12 protein-coding genes are annotated in these 16,273 nt (G+C 58.6%); 5 read left to right on the top strand and 7 right to left on the bottom strand.

Features of this window, described 5'->3' with window-relative positions:
- Positions 1–159 precede the first annotated feature (159 nt).
- The 3 genes from prc to S7A_RS08665 all read right to left on the bottom strand — a co-directional run bounded on the left by prc (position 160) and on the right by S7A_RS08665 (position 3,517).
- Positions 160–2,199, bottom strand: a complete 2,040-nt coding sequence (gene prc, locus S7A_RS08675) for a carboxy terminal-processing peptidase (RefSeq protein ID WP_009089803.1) — start codon at positions 2,197–2,199, stop codon at positions 160–162.
- 19 nt (positions 2,200–2,218) lie between these two features.
- Positions 2,219–2,920, bottom strand: coding sequence for an RNA chaperone ProQ (gene proQ / locus S7A_RS08670; protein ID WP_009089801.1), 702 nt, complete (start codon positions 2,918–2,920; stop codon positions 2,219–2,221).
- Positions 2,921–3,016: 96 nt separating this feature from the next.
- Positions 3,017–3,517 carry a GAF domain-containing protein gene (locus S7A_RS08665; RefSeq protein WP_009089799.1) on the bottom strand — a complete coding sequence of 167 codons (501 nt, stop codon included), beginning with the start codon at positions 3,515–3,517 and terminating at the stop codon, positions 3,017–3,019.
- Positions 3,518–3,731: 214 nt separating this feature from the next.
- Between S7A_RS08665 and yebS the strand changes: the two genes are divergently transcribed.
- From yebS to rsmF, 3 genes are all read left to right on the top strand, one after another.
- On the top strand, positions 3,732–4,976 hold the full coding sequence (gene yebS / locus S7A_RS08660) for a membrane integrity lipid transport subunit YebS (protein WP_009089797.1): 1,245 nt from the start codon (positions 3,732–3,734) through the stop codon (positions 4,974–4,976).
- A complete protein-coding gene (locus tag S7A_RS08655) occupies positions 4,945–7,578 on the top strand; it encodes a PqiB family protein (RefSeq protein WP_009089795.1) in 2,634 nt (877 codons plus the stop codon). Before yebS ends, S7A_RS08655 begins: the two co-directional genes overlap by 32 nt.
- Positions 7,579–7,872: 294 nt before the next feature.
- On the top strand, positions 7,873–9,306 hold the full coding sequence (rsmF, locus tag S7A_RS08645; protein WP_009089792.1) for a 16S rRNA (cytosine(1407)-C(5))-methyltransferase RsmF: 1,434 nt from the start codon (positions 7,873–7,875) through the stop codon (positions 9,304–9,306).
- Between the two features lie 2 nt (positions 9,307–9,308).
- Here rsmF and S7A_RS08640 read toward each other — a convergent pair whose 3' ends face one another.
- From S7A_RS08640 to S7A_RS08625, 4 genes are all read right to left on the bottom strand, one after another.
- Positions 9,309–9,956 (bottom strand): metallophosphoesterase, encoded by a 648-nt coding sequence (locus S7A_RS08640; protein ID WP_009089790.1) that lies wholly within the window; start codon positions 9,954–9,956, stop codon positions 9,309–9,311.
- Between the two features lie 110 nt (positions 9,957–10,066).
- Complete coding sequence (locus tag S7A_RS08635; RefSeq protein WP_009089788.1) at positions 10,067–10,279, bottom strand: DUF1272 domain-containing protein; 213 nt, start codon at positions 10,277–10,279, stop codon at positions 10,067–10,069.
- A 126-nt stretch (positions 10,280–10,405) separates the two neighbouring features.
- Positions 10,406–11,755, bottom strand: a complete 1,350-nt coding sequence (locus tag S7A_RS08630; RefSeq protein ID WP_009089787.1) for an MFS transporter — start codon at positions 11,753–11,755, stop codon at positions 10,406–10,408.
- A 135-nt stretch (positions 11,756–11,890) separates the two neighbouring features.
- Entirely contained in the window at positions 11,891–13,921 is a 2,031-nt protein-coding gene (locus S7A_RS08625; protein ID WP_009089785.1) for a choline transporter, read from the bottom strand.
- Positions 13,922–14,181: 260 nt separating this feature from the next.
- Between S7A_RS08625 and betI the strand changes: the two genes are divergently transcribed.
- Entirely contained in the window at positions 14,182–14,775 is a 594-nt protein-coding gene (betI, locus tag S7A_RS08620; RefSeq protein ID WP_009089782.1) for a transcriptional regulator BetI, read from the top strand.
- Between the two features lie 14 nt (positions 14,776–14,789).
- Positions 14,790–16,262: a betaine-aldehyde dehydrogenase gene (gene betB, locus S7A_RS08615; protein ID WP_009089781.1), complete on the top strand. Its 1,473-nt coding sequence runs from the start codon at positions 14,790–14,792 to the stop codon at positions 16,260–16,262.
- Positions 16,263–16,273 lie beyond the last annotated feature (11 nt).

The raw sequence follows: 16,273 nt of genomic DNA, 5'->3' as shown, positions 1-16,273 counted from the left end.
CGTTTAAGTGCCTAAAAAGACATAACTTTACATTTTGTCACGCCTGCTGCGCCGACCGTCACGCTGGCACGATTACGGCGGCTAATGATTACGGCGGAATGACCCTCCCGCAGGCAAAAAAAAGCACCGCCAGGCGGTGCTTTTTCTCATAGCCGCGGCTTATTTCGCCGCGGGCGCTTCCGGCTGGGATTTCTCCAGCTGCGCCAGATCGTTCGCAATCTTCACCGTCTCATCGAGGTAAGGATCGGGCTCTTTATAATCTTTCGGCAGCTCGTCCAGGTTTTTCAGCGGTTTTTTGCCTTCGGCCTGATAACGCGCGTTGATACGCTCCAGACGTAACGCATCATCTTCGTGATTCTCTTTCTCGCGCTGAGCGAGGTTGAGCGACACAATGTTGCGTTTATCTTTCAGGGCATTGAAACGCGCAATGTCCTTCATGATGTACTGGAACTCACGATCCTGGGCAATACGTTCAGCGTGCTGCTTCGTCAGCTGCGCCACCAGCGGTTTGACGTCGCCGGTTTTGACGTAGGTCGCCGCTTTGATGCTGTCCCACGGCAGTGCGTTATCTTCGAACTTCTCACCGGTTTCAGCCGCTTCCACCCCGGTTGGCATCAGCAGATCGGGCGTGACGCCTTTACGCTGGGTACTGCCACCGTTAATCCGGTAGAACTTCTGAATGGTATAGGAAACGGAGCCTAACGCCGGCCACTCCGGACGCAGCATCTGATCGTAGATGCGGTTCAGAGAGCGATACTGCTGCACGGTGCCCTTCCCGAAGGTCGGCTCGCCGACGATCACTGCACGACCGTAATCCTGCATCGCCGCAGCGAAGATCTCAGAGGCGGAGGCACTGAAGCGGTCAACCAGCACCACCAGCGGCCCTTTGTAATAGACTACGCCGTCGTTGTCGCTGTCTTCACGCACCCGACCATTGTTGTCGCGCACCTGAACAACCGGACCACTCGGAATAAACAGACCGGAGAGCGAAACCGCTTCGGTCAGCGCACCGCCGCCGTTGGTCCGCAGATCGATCACGACGCTGTCAACGTTCTGCTTCTGCAGCTTCTGCAGCTGAACCTTCACGTCATCGGTGAGACCGACATAGAAACCAGGAATGTCGAGCACGCCCACTTTCTGTTTACCGACATTCTTGATGCTCATTTTGACGGCGCGATCTTCCAGACGGATTTTCTCACGCGTCAGCGTCACGGTGCGGGTTTTGGTGCCCTTACCGGCTGGCAGGATCTCAAGGCGCACTTTGCTGCCTTTCGGTCCTTTGATTTTCGCCACCACGTCATCCAGACGCCAGCCAATCACATCTTCCATCGGCTTGCCGGGCTGACCGACGCCGACGATGCGATCGCCCACCGTGATGGATTTACTTTTCGCTGCCGGTCCACCCGCAACCATCGAGTTGATGACGGTGTAGTCGTCATCCATCTGCAGCACGGCACCGATCCCTTCCAGAGACAGGCTCATCTCGGTGTTGAACTGCTCGGTGTTACGTGGCGACAGGTAGCTGGTGTGCGGATCGATTTCGCGGGCAAAGGCGTTCATTACCAGCTGGAAAACGTCCTCACCGTTGCTCTGGGCGAGACGGCGAATCGCGAAGTTATAACGCTTGGTCAGAACGTCGCGAATCTCCTGGTCGGTTTTACCCGCCAGCTTCAGGCTCAGCTGGTCATATTTGACCTTAGCATCCCACAGAGCATTCAGCTCGGCTTCATCTTTCGGCCAGGGAGCCTTGCCGCGGTCAATGTCGATGGTGTCATTGCCGCTGAAGTTCATCGGACGCGCCAGCACCGTCAGCGCATACTGATAGCGCTCAAAACGGCGTTTCTGCGCCAGATTATAAAGGTCGTAAAAGAGGTCCAGCTTGCCACTGCGCAGCTCATCGCCGACGGTGGTTTTTTTGCTGGCAAACTGCGCCACATCCGACGCCAGCAGCACATTGTGGCTGTAGTCGAGCATGTTCAGATAGCGATCGAAAATCTTCGCTGAAAAGTTCTGATCCAGGTCGAACTGGCGGTAGTGGGAACGGGTGAAGCGTGAGGTGACACGCTCACTGACCGTCGGGTCCTGCGGGTCTTCGTGAAGCTGGGGGATCTGATCGGCGCGGGTGATATTCTCCGCGCCGAACGTTGGGCCTGCTAACAGCAGGCCCGCAATAAGTCCAACTTTGAAAAGGGTGTTCATGCCGGGGTTAGCCTCCGTTTCAGAACTGCAAGTGTTCTGCGCGCACAATCATTGCCATGCCGGAAGCGAGCTGGACCCGAACGCCGTCTTTCGATACTTCAAGAACGGTAGCGTCCATCGCACTTTTGCCTGCTTTAACTTTAATACTCTGGCCGGGTTGCAAAGTTGAGGTATCAGTGATGGGTCGGGCTTCCTGCTCCGGACGTGGGGCTGGTTTGCGATGCTGTGAGGCGGTCGCACGCGGTGCAGCAGTCTGCGGACGCGGTTTGCGTGCGGCGTCGCCCTCGGCAGGCTTACGTGCAGCAGGCTTGCGCGCGCGACGCGGTGCCGCGCCCTCTTCGCTTTCACCCGCTTCACGACGGGCGGCACGCTGCTGATCGCGCTGTGCCTGAACACGCGCTTTCGCTTCTTCAAGCTGCTTACGCGCATGCTCGACATGCTGCTCATCCAGCACGCCACAGGCGTTACCGTCGAGATCGACACGGATAGCACCGGCTTTGATGCCGTAGAGATAACGCCAGCTCGACGTATAAAGACGCAGCGCGGAACGCAGCTGTGTTTTGCTCAGGCTCATTTCGCCCTGAACACGCTCGACCAGATCCTGAAAGATACCGATTTTGAGCGGACGCGCTTCACCTTCAGCGCTAAAGCAGTGCGGAAAGCGCTCCGCCAGAAAAGTGATGACTTCTTTACTGCTATTCAACTTAGGTTGATTTTCCATGAAATTTCCTGATTACAACGGGTTTGCCGACCAGCGCAGGCATGAACAGGCGACATTATAATGACAACATCGCTAAATGCCATGTGATCCAGTCGATTAGCTGCGCGTCAGCTGCAGATATTTTTCTAAGTCGCTGTTCGCAAGCACTTCACAAAGCCCATCAGTCAGTGTGACCAGCCCTGATTCGTCATCGCTGTCAAAACGATTGTAATCCACGCTGTCGATGTCCAGCACCCCAACCACAGTGCCATTCACTTTCAGAGGAATCACAATCTCAGCGTTGCTGGCAGCGTCGCAGGCGATGTGGCCCGGGAAGGCATGCACATCATCCACGCGTTGCACTTTCTCTTCTGCCAGCGCCGTGCCACACACACCTTTACCGACCGGAATGCGCACACAGGCGATTTTGCCCTGGAACGGACCCAGCACCAGCGTATCGGCTTCCGTCAGCAGGTAGAAACCTGCCCAGTTCACGCCATCGAGACGTTCATACAGCAGCGCGCTAAAGTTTCCCATCGCGGCGAGAAACGCCGTTTCGCCCGCCAGCAGAGCTCGCATATCGCGATTTAGATCGGCGTAAAAGGCAGTTTTGTTCATTATTCAACCGTTACCAATGACATCTGAACGGGTTTATTGAGACCGTTCGTTAAAAATAAGTTTTAATTATCCAGAGCGACAAGGTGAATCATAGCGTTAGTTACTATAACCTTAGCATTCTGTGGATCGAAGCGTGATGCCCGAGACAGGCACACAGACAATGTCTTAATGACCGATATCTGTTACTTCTGACGAGCGAAAATTGCACCACCCTATGAAAATTCACGCTATCAGCCAGACATTGCCTCACGCACGTTATCAGCGTTGCCCGCAATGCGATACCCTTTTTTCCTTACCGGATGTGAAATCGCATCAGGCGGCCTACTGTCCGCGCTGCAACGCCCGGATAGTCAGCGGTCACGACTGGTCGATGACACGTCTGATGGCTATGGCCGCCACCATGATGGTGCTGATGCCGTTTGCGTTTTCCCTGCCGCTGGTGGATATCCGTCTGCTGGGGATGCGCATCAATGCCAGCGTGCTCGAAGGCGTGATTCAGATGACGCAGCAGGGAGATGTCCTGACGGCGTCAATGGTGGCCTTCTGCACCCTGGGCGCGCCGATCACCCTGGTGGCCGGCATCTGCTATCTCGGTATCGGTCACCGGCTGGGCATGAACCTGCGGCCCGTGCTGCTGATGCTGGAGAAGCTGAAAGAGTGGGTGATGCTCGATATCTACCTGATCGGCATTGCCGTGGCGTCGATTAAGGTGCAGGACTATGCTTCGCTGGAGATTGGGTATGGGCTGGCGGCTTACATCGCCCTGACGGTGCTGAGCGTGCTGACGCTGATCCATCTCAACATGGAGCAGCTGTGGGAGCATTTCTATCCGCAGCAGCCCGGCAATATGGCGCGTGACGAGATGCAGGTCTGCCTGAACTGTCACCATACCGGCCTGCCGGACGAACGGGGGCGCTGCCCGCGCTGTCACACACCGCTCGACTTCCGTCGCCGCCACAGCCTGCAAAAATCCTGGGCGGCGCTGATTGCCTCGATTGTGCTGCTGATTCCGGCGAACCTGCTGCCAATTTCCGTGGTGTACCTCAACGGATCACGGCGTGAGGACACTATCTTCTCGGGCATTCTGTCGCTGGGTGAAGGCAATGTGCCGGTCGCCGCGATTGTGTTTATCGCCAGTATTCTGGTGCCCTTTACCAAAGTGCTGGTGATGCTGACCCTGCTGCTCAGCATCCATTTCCGCTGTGAACAGGGGCTGCGCACCCGCATCCGGTTACTGCGGTTTGTCACCTGGGTTGGCCGCTGGTCAATGCTGGATCTGTTTGTCATTTCGTTAACCATGTCGCTGGTCAATCGCGATCAGCTGCTGGCTTTTACCATGGGACCGGCGGCGCTCTTTTTTGGCGCCGCCGTTATCCTGACCATTATGTCTGTTGAGTGGCTGGACAGCCGCCTGCTCTGGGATGCACATGCAACAGGAAACGCCGACTACACCGACTAACGCCACGCTGCGCAATAAGCGTAAAGTTTCGCCCTTCTGGCTGCTGCCGATTATTGCGATGCTGATCGCCTGCTGGCTGCTCTGGACCAACTACCAGGAGCGCGGCACCACCATCACCATCAATTTCCAGACGGCGGATGGGATTGTGCCTGGCCGTACCCCGATCCGTTATCAGGGTGTGGAAGTGGGCACCGTGCAGGGCATTAATCTCAGCGACGACTATCGCCGCATTCAGATCAAAGCCAGCATCAAGAGCGATATGCGCGACGCGCTGCGTGAAGACACCCAGTTCTGGCTGGTGACGCCGAAAGCCTCACTGGCTGGCGTGTCGGGACTGGATGCGCTGGTCGGCGGTAACTATATCGGGATGATGCCCGGCAAAGGGAAACCCAGCGAGGCCTTTACCGCGCTCGATACCCAGCCGAAATATCGGGTGAACACCGGCGAACTGCTGATCCATCTGCATGCCCCCGATCTCGGTTCGCTTAACACCGGTTCGCTGGTCTACTACCGCAAGATTCCGGTTGGCCGGGTCTATGACTACAACATCAACAGCAAATCCGACGGGGTGGCGATTGATGTGCTGATTGACCGTCGCTTCACCCATCTGGTGAAAACCAACAGTCGCTTCTGGAACGTCTCCGGCGTCAATGCTGATGTCAGCCTGAGCGGTGCCAAAGTGCAGCTGGAGAGCCTGGCGGCGCTGGTGAATGGCGCGATTGCCTTTGACTCCCCGGAAAATGCCGGAGAGGCTAAAGCGGAGCAGAACTACCGGCTCTACCCTGACCTGGCGCACAGTCAGCGCGGCGTGCTGATTACCCTGGATCTGCCCAACGGCAATAACCTTAAAGCGGGCAGCACGCCGCTGATCTATCAGGGACTGGAGGTCGGCACGCTGACTAAGCTCAACCTGCAGGATGGCGGCAAGGTGACCGGCGAGCTGACGATTGATCCGTCAGTGGTCGGTCTGATGCGCAGCGGCACCCGCATTGAGATGCACAGCCCGAAAATCAGCCTGACCGATACCAGCCTCAGTGCGCTGCTGACCGGTAACACGCTGGAACTGGTTCCCGGCGAAGGTGAGCCGCAGCAGCACTACACCGTGCTGGCGTCAAATGAGACGCTGCTGCAGAAACCCAACGTGCTGACGGTCAGACTGAGTGCGCCGGAGAGCTACGGTATCGATCAGGGGCAGCCGCTGATGCTGCACGGCATGCAGATCGGTCAGGTGATGTCGCGCTCTCTGGATGAGAATGGCGTCAATTTCGTGGTCGCGGTGAATCCTGAGAATCGCAGCCTGGTGCATGGGGACAGCAAATTTATCGTCAACAGCCGGCTCGATGTGAAATTTGGTCTCGACGGAATGCAGGTGTTAGGTGCCAGCGCCCGTGAATGGGTCGATGGCGGCATCCGGCTGGAGCCGGGCAGGAAAGGCGAGCCGAAAACCGCCTATCCGCTGTTTGCCGATGCGGAAAAAGCGGAAGAAGGCATTACCGGTGATGGCCCCTCCACCACCCTGACGCTGACCGCCAACAGTCTGCCTGACGTGCAGGCGGGTTCGGTGGTGCTGTACCGCAAGTTTCAGGTCGGTGAGATTGTGAAAGTCACGCCGCGCGCTGACGCCTTTGATATTGCGGTGCACATCCAGCCGGAGTATCGCAAGCTGCTGACCAGCGAAAGCGTCTTCTGGGCCGAGGGCGGCGCCCGCGTCAGTCTTAACGGTAGCGGCCTGACAGTTCAGGCATCGCCGTTAAACCGGGCGCTAAAAGGTGCCATCAGCTTCGACAACATGACCGGTGCGAAGTCGGCCAAAGGGGTCAAGCGTGTGCTCTACCCGTCTGAAACCGCCGCCCGCGCGGTGGGCAGTCAGATTACCCTGCACACCTATGACGCCAGCAAGCTCTCAGCCGGGATGCCGATTCGTTACCTGGGCATCAATGTCGGCCAGGTGGAGTCGCTATCTCTCAGTAAAGATAACAATCAGGTCGTCGCCAAAGCGGTGCTCTATCCCGAATATGTGGATGATTTTGCCCGCCTCGGCAGCCGTTTCTCGGTGGTCTCTCCAGAGATTTCCGCAACGGGTGTGAATCATCTGGAAACGCTGTTGCAGCCTTACGTTAACGTGGACCCGGGCAAAGGCGGTGCCGTGCGCACCTTTGAGCTGCAGGAGAGCACCATTACCGATTCGCGCTACCTGAATGGCCTGAATATTTACGTTGATGCCACCGAAGCCGGTTCGCTGTCGCTGGGCACCCCGGTGCTGTTCCGCGGCGTGGAAGTGGGCACCGTGACCGGCACGTCGCTGGGCAATATGGCGGATCGCGTGCAGATTGCCCTGCGTATCAGCAAGAAGTATCAGCATCTGGTGCGGAATAACTCGGTATTCTGGCTGGCGTCCGGCTACAACCTCGACTTCGGTCTGATTGGCGGCGTGGTGAAAACCGGCACCTTCCAGCAGTTTATTCGCGGCGGCATCCAGTTTGCCACCCCGCCAACAGTGCCGCTGGCGCCGCAGGCGACGCCGGATAAACACTTCCTGCTGCAGGATGAAGCGCCGAAGGATTGGCGCAACTGGGGAACGGCGATTCCGTCCCCGCGCTAAGTCAGGTCAGGCGGGCAGTCTGATGCTGCCCGCCTGGTTGCTTTGCATCGAGCAGGCTCAGGGAGCATACGCCCTCCGCAAAGACGCAAAAACCGCCATCCCTGGCGGGCTCAGCGCGGACCATACCTGGCCCGCTATGCTTTACTCCGGGCGTATGCTCCCATCGCTTCACGTTTTCAGCGGCCTGTATGCCTCTGCTCAAAACCGCGCCAGACTTATTCCTCCTGAGACGGACAGCCTGGCTGCCCGTTTCCTTTCTGCATGATACACTGCCGCCTTTGCCTTAACTGGAATGTGCCCGTGTCAGATGCTGCTTCGCTTTTCCCCGCCGATTTTCTCTCTTTAATGCGCCAGAGCCTGCCTGATGAGGCCAGCTTTGCGCAGTTCCTCGCCATCAGTCAGCAGCCGCTGCGCCGCACGCTGCGGGTGAATACCCTGAAGATCAGCGTGGCTGACTTCCTGCGTCTCACCGCTGACTATGAGTGGCAGCTTACGCCGGTGCCGTGGTGCGAAGAGGGATTCTGGATCAGCCGGGAAGATGAGAGCCTGCCACTGGGCAGCGTCGCGGAACACCTCAGCGGCCTGTTCTATATTCAGGAAGCCAGCTCCATGCTGCCGGTCACCGCCCTGTTCGACGCTCAGACCGCGGTCAGCGCCGTGATGGATATGGCGGCGGCACCGGGTTCAAAAACCACCCAGATTGCGGCCAGGATGGGCAATCAGGGGATCATTCTGGCCAATGAGTTCTCCTCCAGCCGGGTGAAAGTCCTGCACGCCAATATTACCCGCTGCGGCGTCACCAACAGTGCGCTGACACATTTCGACGCCCGGGTTTTCGGTCCTGCGCTGCCGGAACAGTTTGACGCCATCCTGCTTGACGCCCCCTGCTCAGGCGAAGGGGTGATGCGGAAAGATCCCGATGCCCTGAGAAACTGGTCGCTGGCCAGTACAGAAGAGATTGCCGCCACCCAGCGCGACCTGCTCGACAGCGCCTTCCATGCCCTTAAACCGGGCGGCACGCTGGTCTACTCGACCTGCACCCTGAATCAGATTGAGAATCAGCAGGTCATCGCCTGGCTGCTGCAGCGTTACCCCGACGCCGTGGAGATCCTGCCGCTCAACGAACTGTTTGCGGGGGCGGAGCAGGCCGCGACGCCAGAGGGTTATCTGCACGTTTTCCCGCAGATGTTCGACAGCGAAGGCTTTTTTGTGGCCCGGTTGCGCAAAACCGCGTCGGTCGATCCGCTGCCTGCACCGGGCTATAAAGTCGGCAAGCTGCCCTTCTCGCACGTCAGCCGTAAGCTGGAGAGCGACATCATTCAGGCCGCCGCCGCCGTCTCACTCCGCTGGGACGATTCGCTGGTGCTGTGGCAGCGTGATAAAGAGATCTGGCTGTTCCCGGCGGCCGTCACCCCGCTGCTGGGCAGAGTGCGTTTCTCAAGAATTGGCCTGAAGCTGGCTGAAACCTTCGCGAAAGGCTATCGCTGGCAGCATGAGGCGATCATCGCGCTGGCGCAACCGGATGCGAAGCACGCCTTCGAACTGACGTCAGCAGAGGCAGAAGAGTGGTATCGCGGGCGGGATATCTATCCGGAAAGCGAACCCGCCGGTAATGAGATGATTGTCACTTATCAGCAGCAGCCGCTGGGGCTGGCAAAGAGAGTCGGCAGCCGTATCAAGAACAGCTACCCCCGCGAGCTGGTGCGGGACGGGCGTCTGTTCCGCTGAAGTCACTGCAGCTGAACCATCGTCAGATGATGGCCAAACACCGCACCGGTATCGATATAGTGCAGATTGGCCACCGTCAGCGGCTCCTTCAGCGGCGTATGACCAAAATAAAAGGCATCTGCCCCGTGGATGCCGCTTTCTGCGCCGGACTGAAGCGCCTCCAGCCGCTGACGGCTCCAGACCACCTGCTCCCAGTCCAGCGGTTTATCCAGGGCGTACTCCGCGGCCGGGTAATCCGCATGGGCAATCACCACGGTGCGCGCCCCCAGCTGTAAATGCACGATCAGCGGCAGAGCGCGACAGCGCAGCAACGCGTGACGCGCCGAAATGATAGCACTGCCGCGCAGCCGCCAGAACCAGCCGCCGCCGTTCATCTGCCAGCGCTGCTTTTCGTGACCCTGTAACGCCGACAGGGCCATCTCCTCATGGTTGCCCTTCACGCTGCGAAACCAGGGCTGCTTCAGCAGCGCCAGGCACCCCAGGCTGTCGGGCCCGCGATCGATGAGGTCACCCACGGCAATCAGCAGGTCCTGCTGCGGATCAAACTGATGCTGCTGTAACCGCGCATCCAGTTCAGCGCGGCAGCCGTGCAGATCGCCCACGACCCAGATATGCCGCCACGCTGACCCCTCCAGAAACTGGTAAGACATTGATCCTCCGCCTGCGTCGCTAAAGCCTCTGCACAGTATAGCCAGATCCGCCTCTGCACCGACACAAGCAACGGCAGCGCAGTGGGAAAGCGGGCAGGCCCCGCGGCAGATCAGGGGCGCGTTTTCGCCGGATACGCCTCCAGTTTCACCGCCGGACGCACCGGGCGGCGCACCATCTCTCCGCCGCAGTTGGGGCAACGATGCTGCAGGTGTTCGGCACATTCCGCGCAGAAGGTGCATTCAAATGAGCAGATCCGTGCCGCCAGGGAAGATGGCGGCAGGTCACAGTCACAACGTTCACAGCGGGGGCGAACTTCAGGCATGGCGGCACTCCTGTCAGGATGATGCGTCAGCTTCGCGTGTGGCGGCCCGGCTGTCGAGTCAGCGGAGAGACAAAGTGGGGTCAGATCGGGACATTCTGCCTCAAGGGTGCAGACTGTGGCCCGGCGCTAGGGCTGCGTCTTATCCGTGGCGCGGTCGTCCGGCTCTTCCCCGGCTTCTGGCTGCTCTTCAGATTCATCGCTCTCCTCTTCCGGTTCCTGACCGCCCATTGACGCCTGAATAACCTCCTCTTCCAGCGTCGGGTTCAGGGCTGCACCCAGCGGTGAGGTTGCCAGGCTATCAGGCATCACCACATGCGGCAGCGGCACTTCGGTTGTCGGCAGTGGACGTGGCGTTCGCACATAGCTCAGCCCGCACGTCACCAGCGCGCAGACGGCGAAGAAGAGATAGAGCATATTGCTGCCCAGCGGCTGCATCAGCGCCCCTACCACCAGCGGCCCGATGCTGGCACCAATCCCAAACGCCATCAGCAGACAGGCGGTTAACGACACCCGTCGCTCGGCGGCAACCTGATCGTTCGCCAGCGCAACCTGCAGCGGATAGAGCGCGAACTGCATCATACTGGCCACAAAGGCGATGCCTATCATCCAGTGGAAGGTAAGATGCGGCAGCATAATCAGCGGCACGCAGGAGACGGCAAACAGCAGCGCGATGATAAATAACAGCCGCTGACGATCGTAGCGGTCGGAAAGCCAGCTCAGCGGGAACTGTGAAACCAGACCGGCAAAAATCGTCAGGCTCATAAAGTAGCCGGTCTGACTGGTGGTGAAGCCTTTGCTGCTGCCGTAAACCGGCGCCAGCCCGTAAAACGCCCCGATTACCATGCCGGTCACCAGCGTGGTGCCGAGCAGTTTGGGAATGGTGCGGATAAAGTAGCCCAGCTCCATCGGCGCGGGGGTCATGGGCCTGACGTGGGTACGGGTAGTCAGCGCAATCGGCACCAGACAGAGCGCGAAGCAGAGCGCCACGATCAGCAGCGTACTCACGCCAAAGCCACTCTGCAGGCTCAGCACCATCTGACCGCCGCTCAGCCCCAGATAGGTCGCGACCATATATAAGCCGAAAATCATGCCGCGCTGAGAGGATTCCGCCTGGTCGTTGAGCCAGCTCTCCAGCACCATGTACTGGCACATCATGCATAGCCCGATGATCAGACGCAGAAAAACCCACAGCGGAATAAAGTCGGTCAGCCCGTGGCCAATCACCGAGGCGGTAATGATCCCGGCACAGGCGACATAGGCGCGGATATGGCCGACGCGGGCGATCAGGTTGTGCCCGACTTTGCCTCCAATCACCAGACCAATATAGTTTGCCGCGATGATGGCACCGATAAGCGCCCCGTTCACCTGCTCGCTCGCCAGCCGGAGTGAAACATAGGTGGTCAGCAGACCGGAGCCCAGCAACATCAGCAGCGTGGTGGTGTAGAGCGGCAGAAACGTACTGAATATTTTTCCCATATGACTCCCTGTCTACACCTTCAGGCATCAGGCCAGTTAAGCCCTAAAGATAGTCGATATCCGCGTCCGGCGCGGCATTGCCTGCCGCTGACGGCAAAAAAAAAGCCCGCCCGCAGTGTGCGGACGGGCCTCGCATCAGGCGCTCGGGAAACTGATATTGCTGCCCGGAGCCTCACGGTTGAGATGGATGAAGTTCAGGTGCCGCTCGTACTGATCCAGAATGTCGATGATCACCTGCTCTTTGCTGTAGTCCATCAGGTCGTTACCCTGGCTGCCCTCCATCAGGAAGGTTTCCAGCCGGTAGTAGGTCGATTTACCGCTGCGGGCGCGATAGGTAAAGCCCGGAATCGAGTACTGCTGCGGCCAGACCTGATAGATGAAGTCCTGCTCTTCGCCCAGATGAACGCGCAGATCCAGATAGCCGATCGGGTTGGCCGCATCCGGCGCGACGCTCTCCAGCGACACCCGGCCACCCCGCAGCTCCAGCTCTTTCGCGACCTCTTCCATCGCCGGATAGATGGTTTTTTCCATCATCTGCTGGGTATAACGCGACCCCGGATAGTTCATCAGCCGCGACAGGCGCTTTTTCCAGGTGCGGCGATCGGTGGCGTGAGCCAGGTAGGGCGCGGTGTCACGCGTGGCGCTGGCGCGACGGTGATCTTCAATCTTCAGCGATTTATAGAGCCCCGCCATCACAAAGAAGATTACAAAGCTGAACGGCAGACCCATGATCACCGTGGTGTTCTGCAGGGCCGAGATGCCGTTCGCCATCAGCATACTCAGGGTCAGAACCCCGATCGCCACCGACCAGAAGATACGCAGCCAGTTGGGCGCATCGCTGTTGATGTCTTTGAGACGTGAGGTGAAGTTCCCCAGCACCAGCGATCCGGAGTCTGCAGAGGTGACGTAGAAGAGCATACCGGTGATCGTCGCGACAGAGGCGCTGAGTTTAAAGGCCGGATACTGCGCCAGCAGGCTGTAGAAGCCGCGCTCTGCATGATTCATCACCTCCTGAGCGAAGCCCGCATTGCCATGAATAATCTGATAGAGCGCGGCGTTACCAAATACCGACAGCCACAGCAGCGTAAAGGTGAAGGGAATGATCAGGGTGCCGAGCACGAACTCGCGGATGGTACGACCGCGTGAGATACGCGCCAGGAAGAGGCCGACAAAAGGCGACCAGGCCACCCACCACGCCCAGAAGAAGAGCGTCCAGCTGTTCATCCATTGTGTCGGACGATCAAAGGCAAAGGTGTTGAGCGTCATGCCCATGAAGCGGTTGATGTAGTCCCCCACGTTCAGCACCAGCGCATTCAGCAGAAATTCGGTGTTGCCGAAGAAGAGCACGAAGAGGATCAGCCCCAGCGCCATCACCACGTTGAGCTCGGAGAGGATACGAATACCTTTGTCCACGCCGGAGGTCACCGAAATGGTGGCGATCACCACCGAGAGGATGATCAGCGCGGTCTGCGCGGTCAGTCCTTCCGGGATATCAAACAGCACCTTCAGGCCATAGTTAAGCTGCACCACCCCGATGCCGAGCGTGGTCGCAATACCGAAGATCGTACCCACTACTGCGGCGATATCGACGGTGTGACCAATCGGGCCATTGATGCGTTTGCCGAAGATGGGATAGAGCGCGGAGCGGATGGTCAGCGGCAGGTTATAGCGATAGCTGAAGTAGCCCAGCGCTATCCCCATCAGCGCATACATTGACCAGCCGGTCAGGCCATAGTGAAACAGCGTCCAGACCATCGCCTGACGGGCCGCCTCCAGCGTCTGCCCCGCCCCTTCCGGCGGCTGCATATATTGCGTCACCGGTTCAGCCACCGAGAAGAACATCAGGTCGATCCCGATCCCGGCGGCAAACAGCATGGCGGACCAGCTGAGGATGCTGAATTCCGGTTTGGCGTGCTCCGGCCCCAGCTTGATCGAGCCAAAGCGCGAACAGGCCATGTAGAGCACAAAGACAATGTAGAGCGTGGCAGCCAGCATGTAGTACCAGCCGAAGGTGGCGGAGACCCAGTTAACCGCCTTGAGGATCCAGCTCGCGGCCAGTTCACTGTAGAGAATCGTCACAAGTGAAAACGTCAGAATCAATCCGGCAGAGGTATAAAATACAACGGGATTGAGTCTGTCTTTTTCACCGGCAGGTGGATTATTCATCGATTACCTCTGGTTAATATCCTGAAAATACGCAATGGATAACATTTGCCGCTCACGGGGTGTTCAGGCCGTGCGGCCTCCTATCGTTCTGTCACTTCCTGTTTAAGCGTAACGGCTGACAGTGAGCTTAGCACTCATTGCCGTTTCGCTTACGCTACATTTAAAGAACACTACACTAACAAAATTTCTTTTTATATTGAACGTGCAATCAAAAAAGTTTAAATAGGGGTTCAATTTGAGGGCGGAGCCGGAGCGGAGCTATGCCAAAAGTAGGGATGCAGCCGATACGACGTCGGCAACTGATTGATGCGACCCTGAGTACGATTAACGAAGTCGGAATCAATGATGCCACTATCGCCCAGATCGCCCGGCGGGCGGGGGTTTCTACCGGCATCATCAGTCACTACTTCAAAGATAAGAACGGCCTGCTGGAAGCCACGATGCGTGATGTGACGCGGCAGCTGCGCGAAGCGGTTCTGACGCGGTTACGGCCGCTGGCCGATGCCCCGGCTGAACAGCGACTGTGTGCCATCGTTGACGGGAATTTTGATGAAACCCAGGTGCACAGCGCCGCGATGAAAGCCTGGCTCGACTTCTGGTCAAGCAGCATGCATCAGCCCCAGCTCAACCGCCTGGAGCGGGTCAGCAGCCGGCGGCTCTACTCCACCCTGGCGGTGGAGTTCCGGCGTCAGCTGCCGCTGGAAAAAGCGCGTCTGGCCGCGCATGGCCTGGCCGCCCTGATAGATGGTCTGTGGCTGCGCGCAGCGCTGAGCGGTAAGCCTTTTGACCCGGTCATCGCCCGCACACTGACCACCCAGTTCATCCGTCAGCAACTGGCTGGCGAGCACGAATAACGGAAGGAGAAAACATGTCCCGATTCAACGAGCAGAAACTCTACATCGATGGCGCCTATGTGGCCGCAGCGTCTGGCGAAACGTTCCAGACGATCAATCCGGTCAACGGCGACGTACTGGCAGAGGTTCATGCCGCCGGCCAGGAAGATGTCGATCGCGCCGTTGCTGCCGCCAGAAAAGGCCAGAAGGTCTGGGCCGCGATGACCGCGATGGAGCGTTCGCGCATTCTGCGCCGCGCCGTCGATATTCTGCGTCAGCGTAACGATGAGCTGGCCGAGCTGGAGATGCTCGACACCGGTAAACCTTACAGCGAAACCTCCGCTGTCGATATCGTCACCGGTGCAGACGTACTGGAATATTACGCCGGGCTGATCCCTGCCATCGAAGGCCAGCAGATCCCCCTGCGCGACACCTCTTTTGTCTACACCCGCCGCGAACCACTGGGCGTGGTGGCCGGGATTGGCGCCTGGAACTACCCGATTCAGATCGCCCTGTGGAAATCCGCGCCTGCGCTGGCCGCGGGTAACGCGATGATTTTTAAACCGAGTGAAGTGACCCCGCTCACCGCCCTGAAACTGGCGGAAATCTACAGCGAAGCGGGCCTGCCGGATGGGGTCTTCAACGTGCTGCCAGGCCTCGGCGCAGTCACCGGTCAGCTGCTGACCGAACATCCGGGTATCGACAAAGTCTCCTTCACCGGTGGCGTCGTCAGCGGCAAAAAGGTGATGGCCAATGCCGCAGGATCAACCCTGAAAGAGGTCACTATGGAGCTGGGCGGTAAATCTCCGCTGATCGTCTTTGATGATGCCGACCTCGATCTGGCCGCCGACATCGCCATGATGGCGAATTTCTACAGCTCCGGTCAGGTCTGCACCAACGGCACCCGCGTCTTTGTCCCCGCGTCGCTGAAGGCGGCTTTCGAGGAAAAAATCAGCGAGCGCGTTGCCCGCATCAGGGCTGGCGATCTGCGCGACCCGGCCACCAATTTTGGTCCGCTGGTCAGCTTCACTCATCGCGACAACGTGATGCGTTACATCGAATCGGGCATCGCTGAAGGCGCACGCGTGCTGTGCGGCGGCAAACGCCTGACCGGCGGCGACTTCGATCAGGGGGCCTGGGTGGCACCCACCGTCTTCACCGACTGCCGTGATGAGATGAAGATTGTGCGTGAAGAGATCTTCGGACCGGTGATGTCGATCCTGAGCTATGACAGCGAAGAGGAAGTGATCCGCCGCGCCAATGACACCGAATATGGCCTGGCTGCCGGAGTGGTGACGCAGGATCTCAACCGTGCGCACCGCGTCATTCACCAGATTGAAGCCGGCATCTGCTGGATCAATACCTGGGGTGAATCGGCCGCAGAGATGCCGGTCGGAGGCTACAAGCACTCCGGTATTGGCCGTGAGAATGGCCTGATGACCTTACAGAGTTACACCCAGGTGAAGTCAGTGCAGGTTGAGCTGACGCGTTTTCAGTCAGTCTTTTAATCACCCTTAAC

This window comes from Pantoea sp. Sc1 (assembly GCF_000255315.1).
GTDB classification, from domain to species: Bacteria; Pseudomonadota; Gammaproteobacteria; order Enterobacterales; family Enterobacteriaceae; genus Pantoea; species Pantoea anthophila.
This window is presented reverse-complemented; position numbering and strand designations above follow the sequence as displayed.

Bases quoted from the DNA above. Each gene is read 5' to 3' on its own strand.
- prc (WP_009089803.1), bottom strand. From the start codon at position 2,199: ATGAACACCCTTTTCAAAGTTGGACTTATTGCGGGCCTGCTGTTAGCA.
- proQ (WP_009089801.1), bottom strand. From the start codon at position 2,920: ATGGAAAATCAACCTAAGTTGAATAGCAGTAAAGAAGTCATCACTTTT.
- S7A_RS08665 (WP_009089799.1), bottom strand. From the start codon at position 3,517: ATGAACAAAACTGCCTTTTACGCCGATCTAAATCGCGATATGCGAGCT.
- yebS (WP_009089797.1), top strand. From the start codon at position 3,732: ATGAAAATTCACGCTATCAGCCAGACATTGCCTCACGCACGTTATCAG.
- S7A_RS08655 (WP_009089795.1), top strand. From the start codon at position 4,945: ATGCAACAGGAAACGCCGACTACACCGACTAACGCCACGCTGCGCAAT.
- S7A_RS08640 (WP_009089790.1), bottom strand. From the start codon at position 9,956: ATGTCTTACCAGTTTCTGGAGGGGTCAGCGTGGCGGCATATCTGGGTC.
- S7A_RS08635 (WP_009089788.1), bottom strand. From the start codon at position 10,279: ATGCCTGAAGTTCGCCCCCGCTGTGAACGTTGTGACTGTGACCTGCCG.
- S7A_RS08630 (WP_009089787.1), bottom strand. From the start codon at position 11,755: ATGGGAAAAATATTCAGTACGTTTCTGCCGCTCTACACCACCACGCTG.
- S7A_RS08625 (WP_009089785.1), bottom strand. From the start codon at position 13,921: ATGAATAATCCACCTGCCGGTGAAAAAGACAGACTCAATCCCGTTGTA.
- betI (WP_009089782.1), top strand. From the start codon at position 14,182: ATGCCAAAAGTAGGGATGCAGCCGATACGACGTCGGCAACTGATTGAT.
- betB (WP_009089781.1), top strand. From the start codon at position 14,790: ATGTCCCGATTCAACGAGCAGAAACTCTACATCGATGGCGCCTATGTG.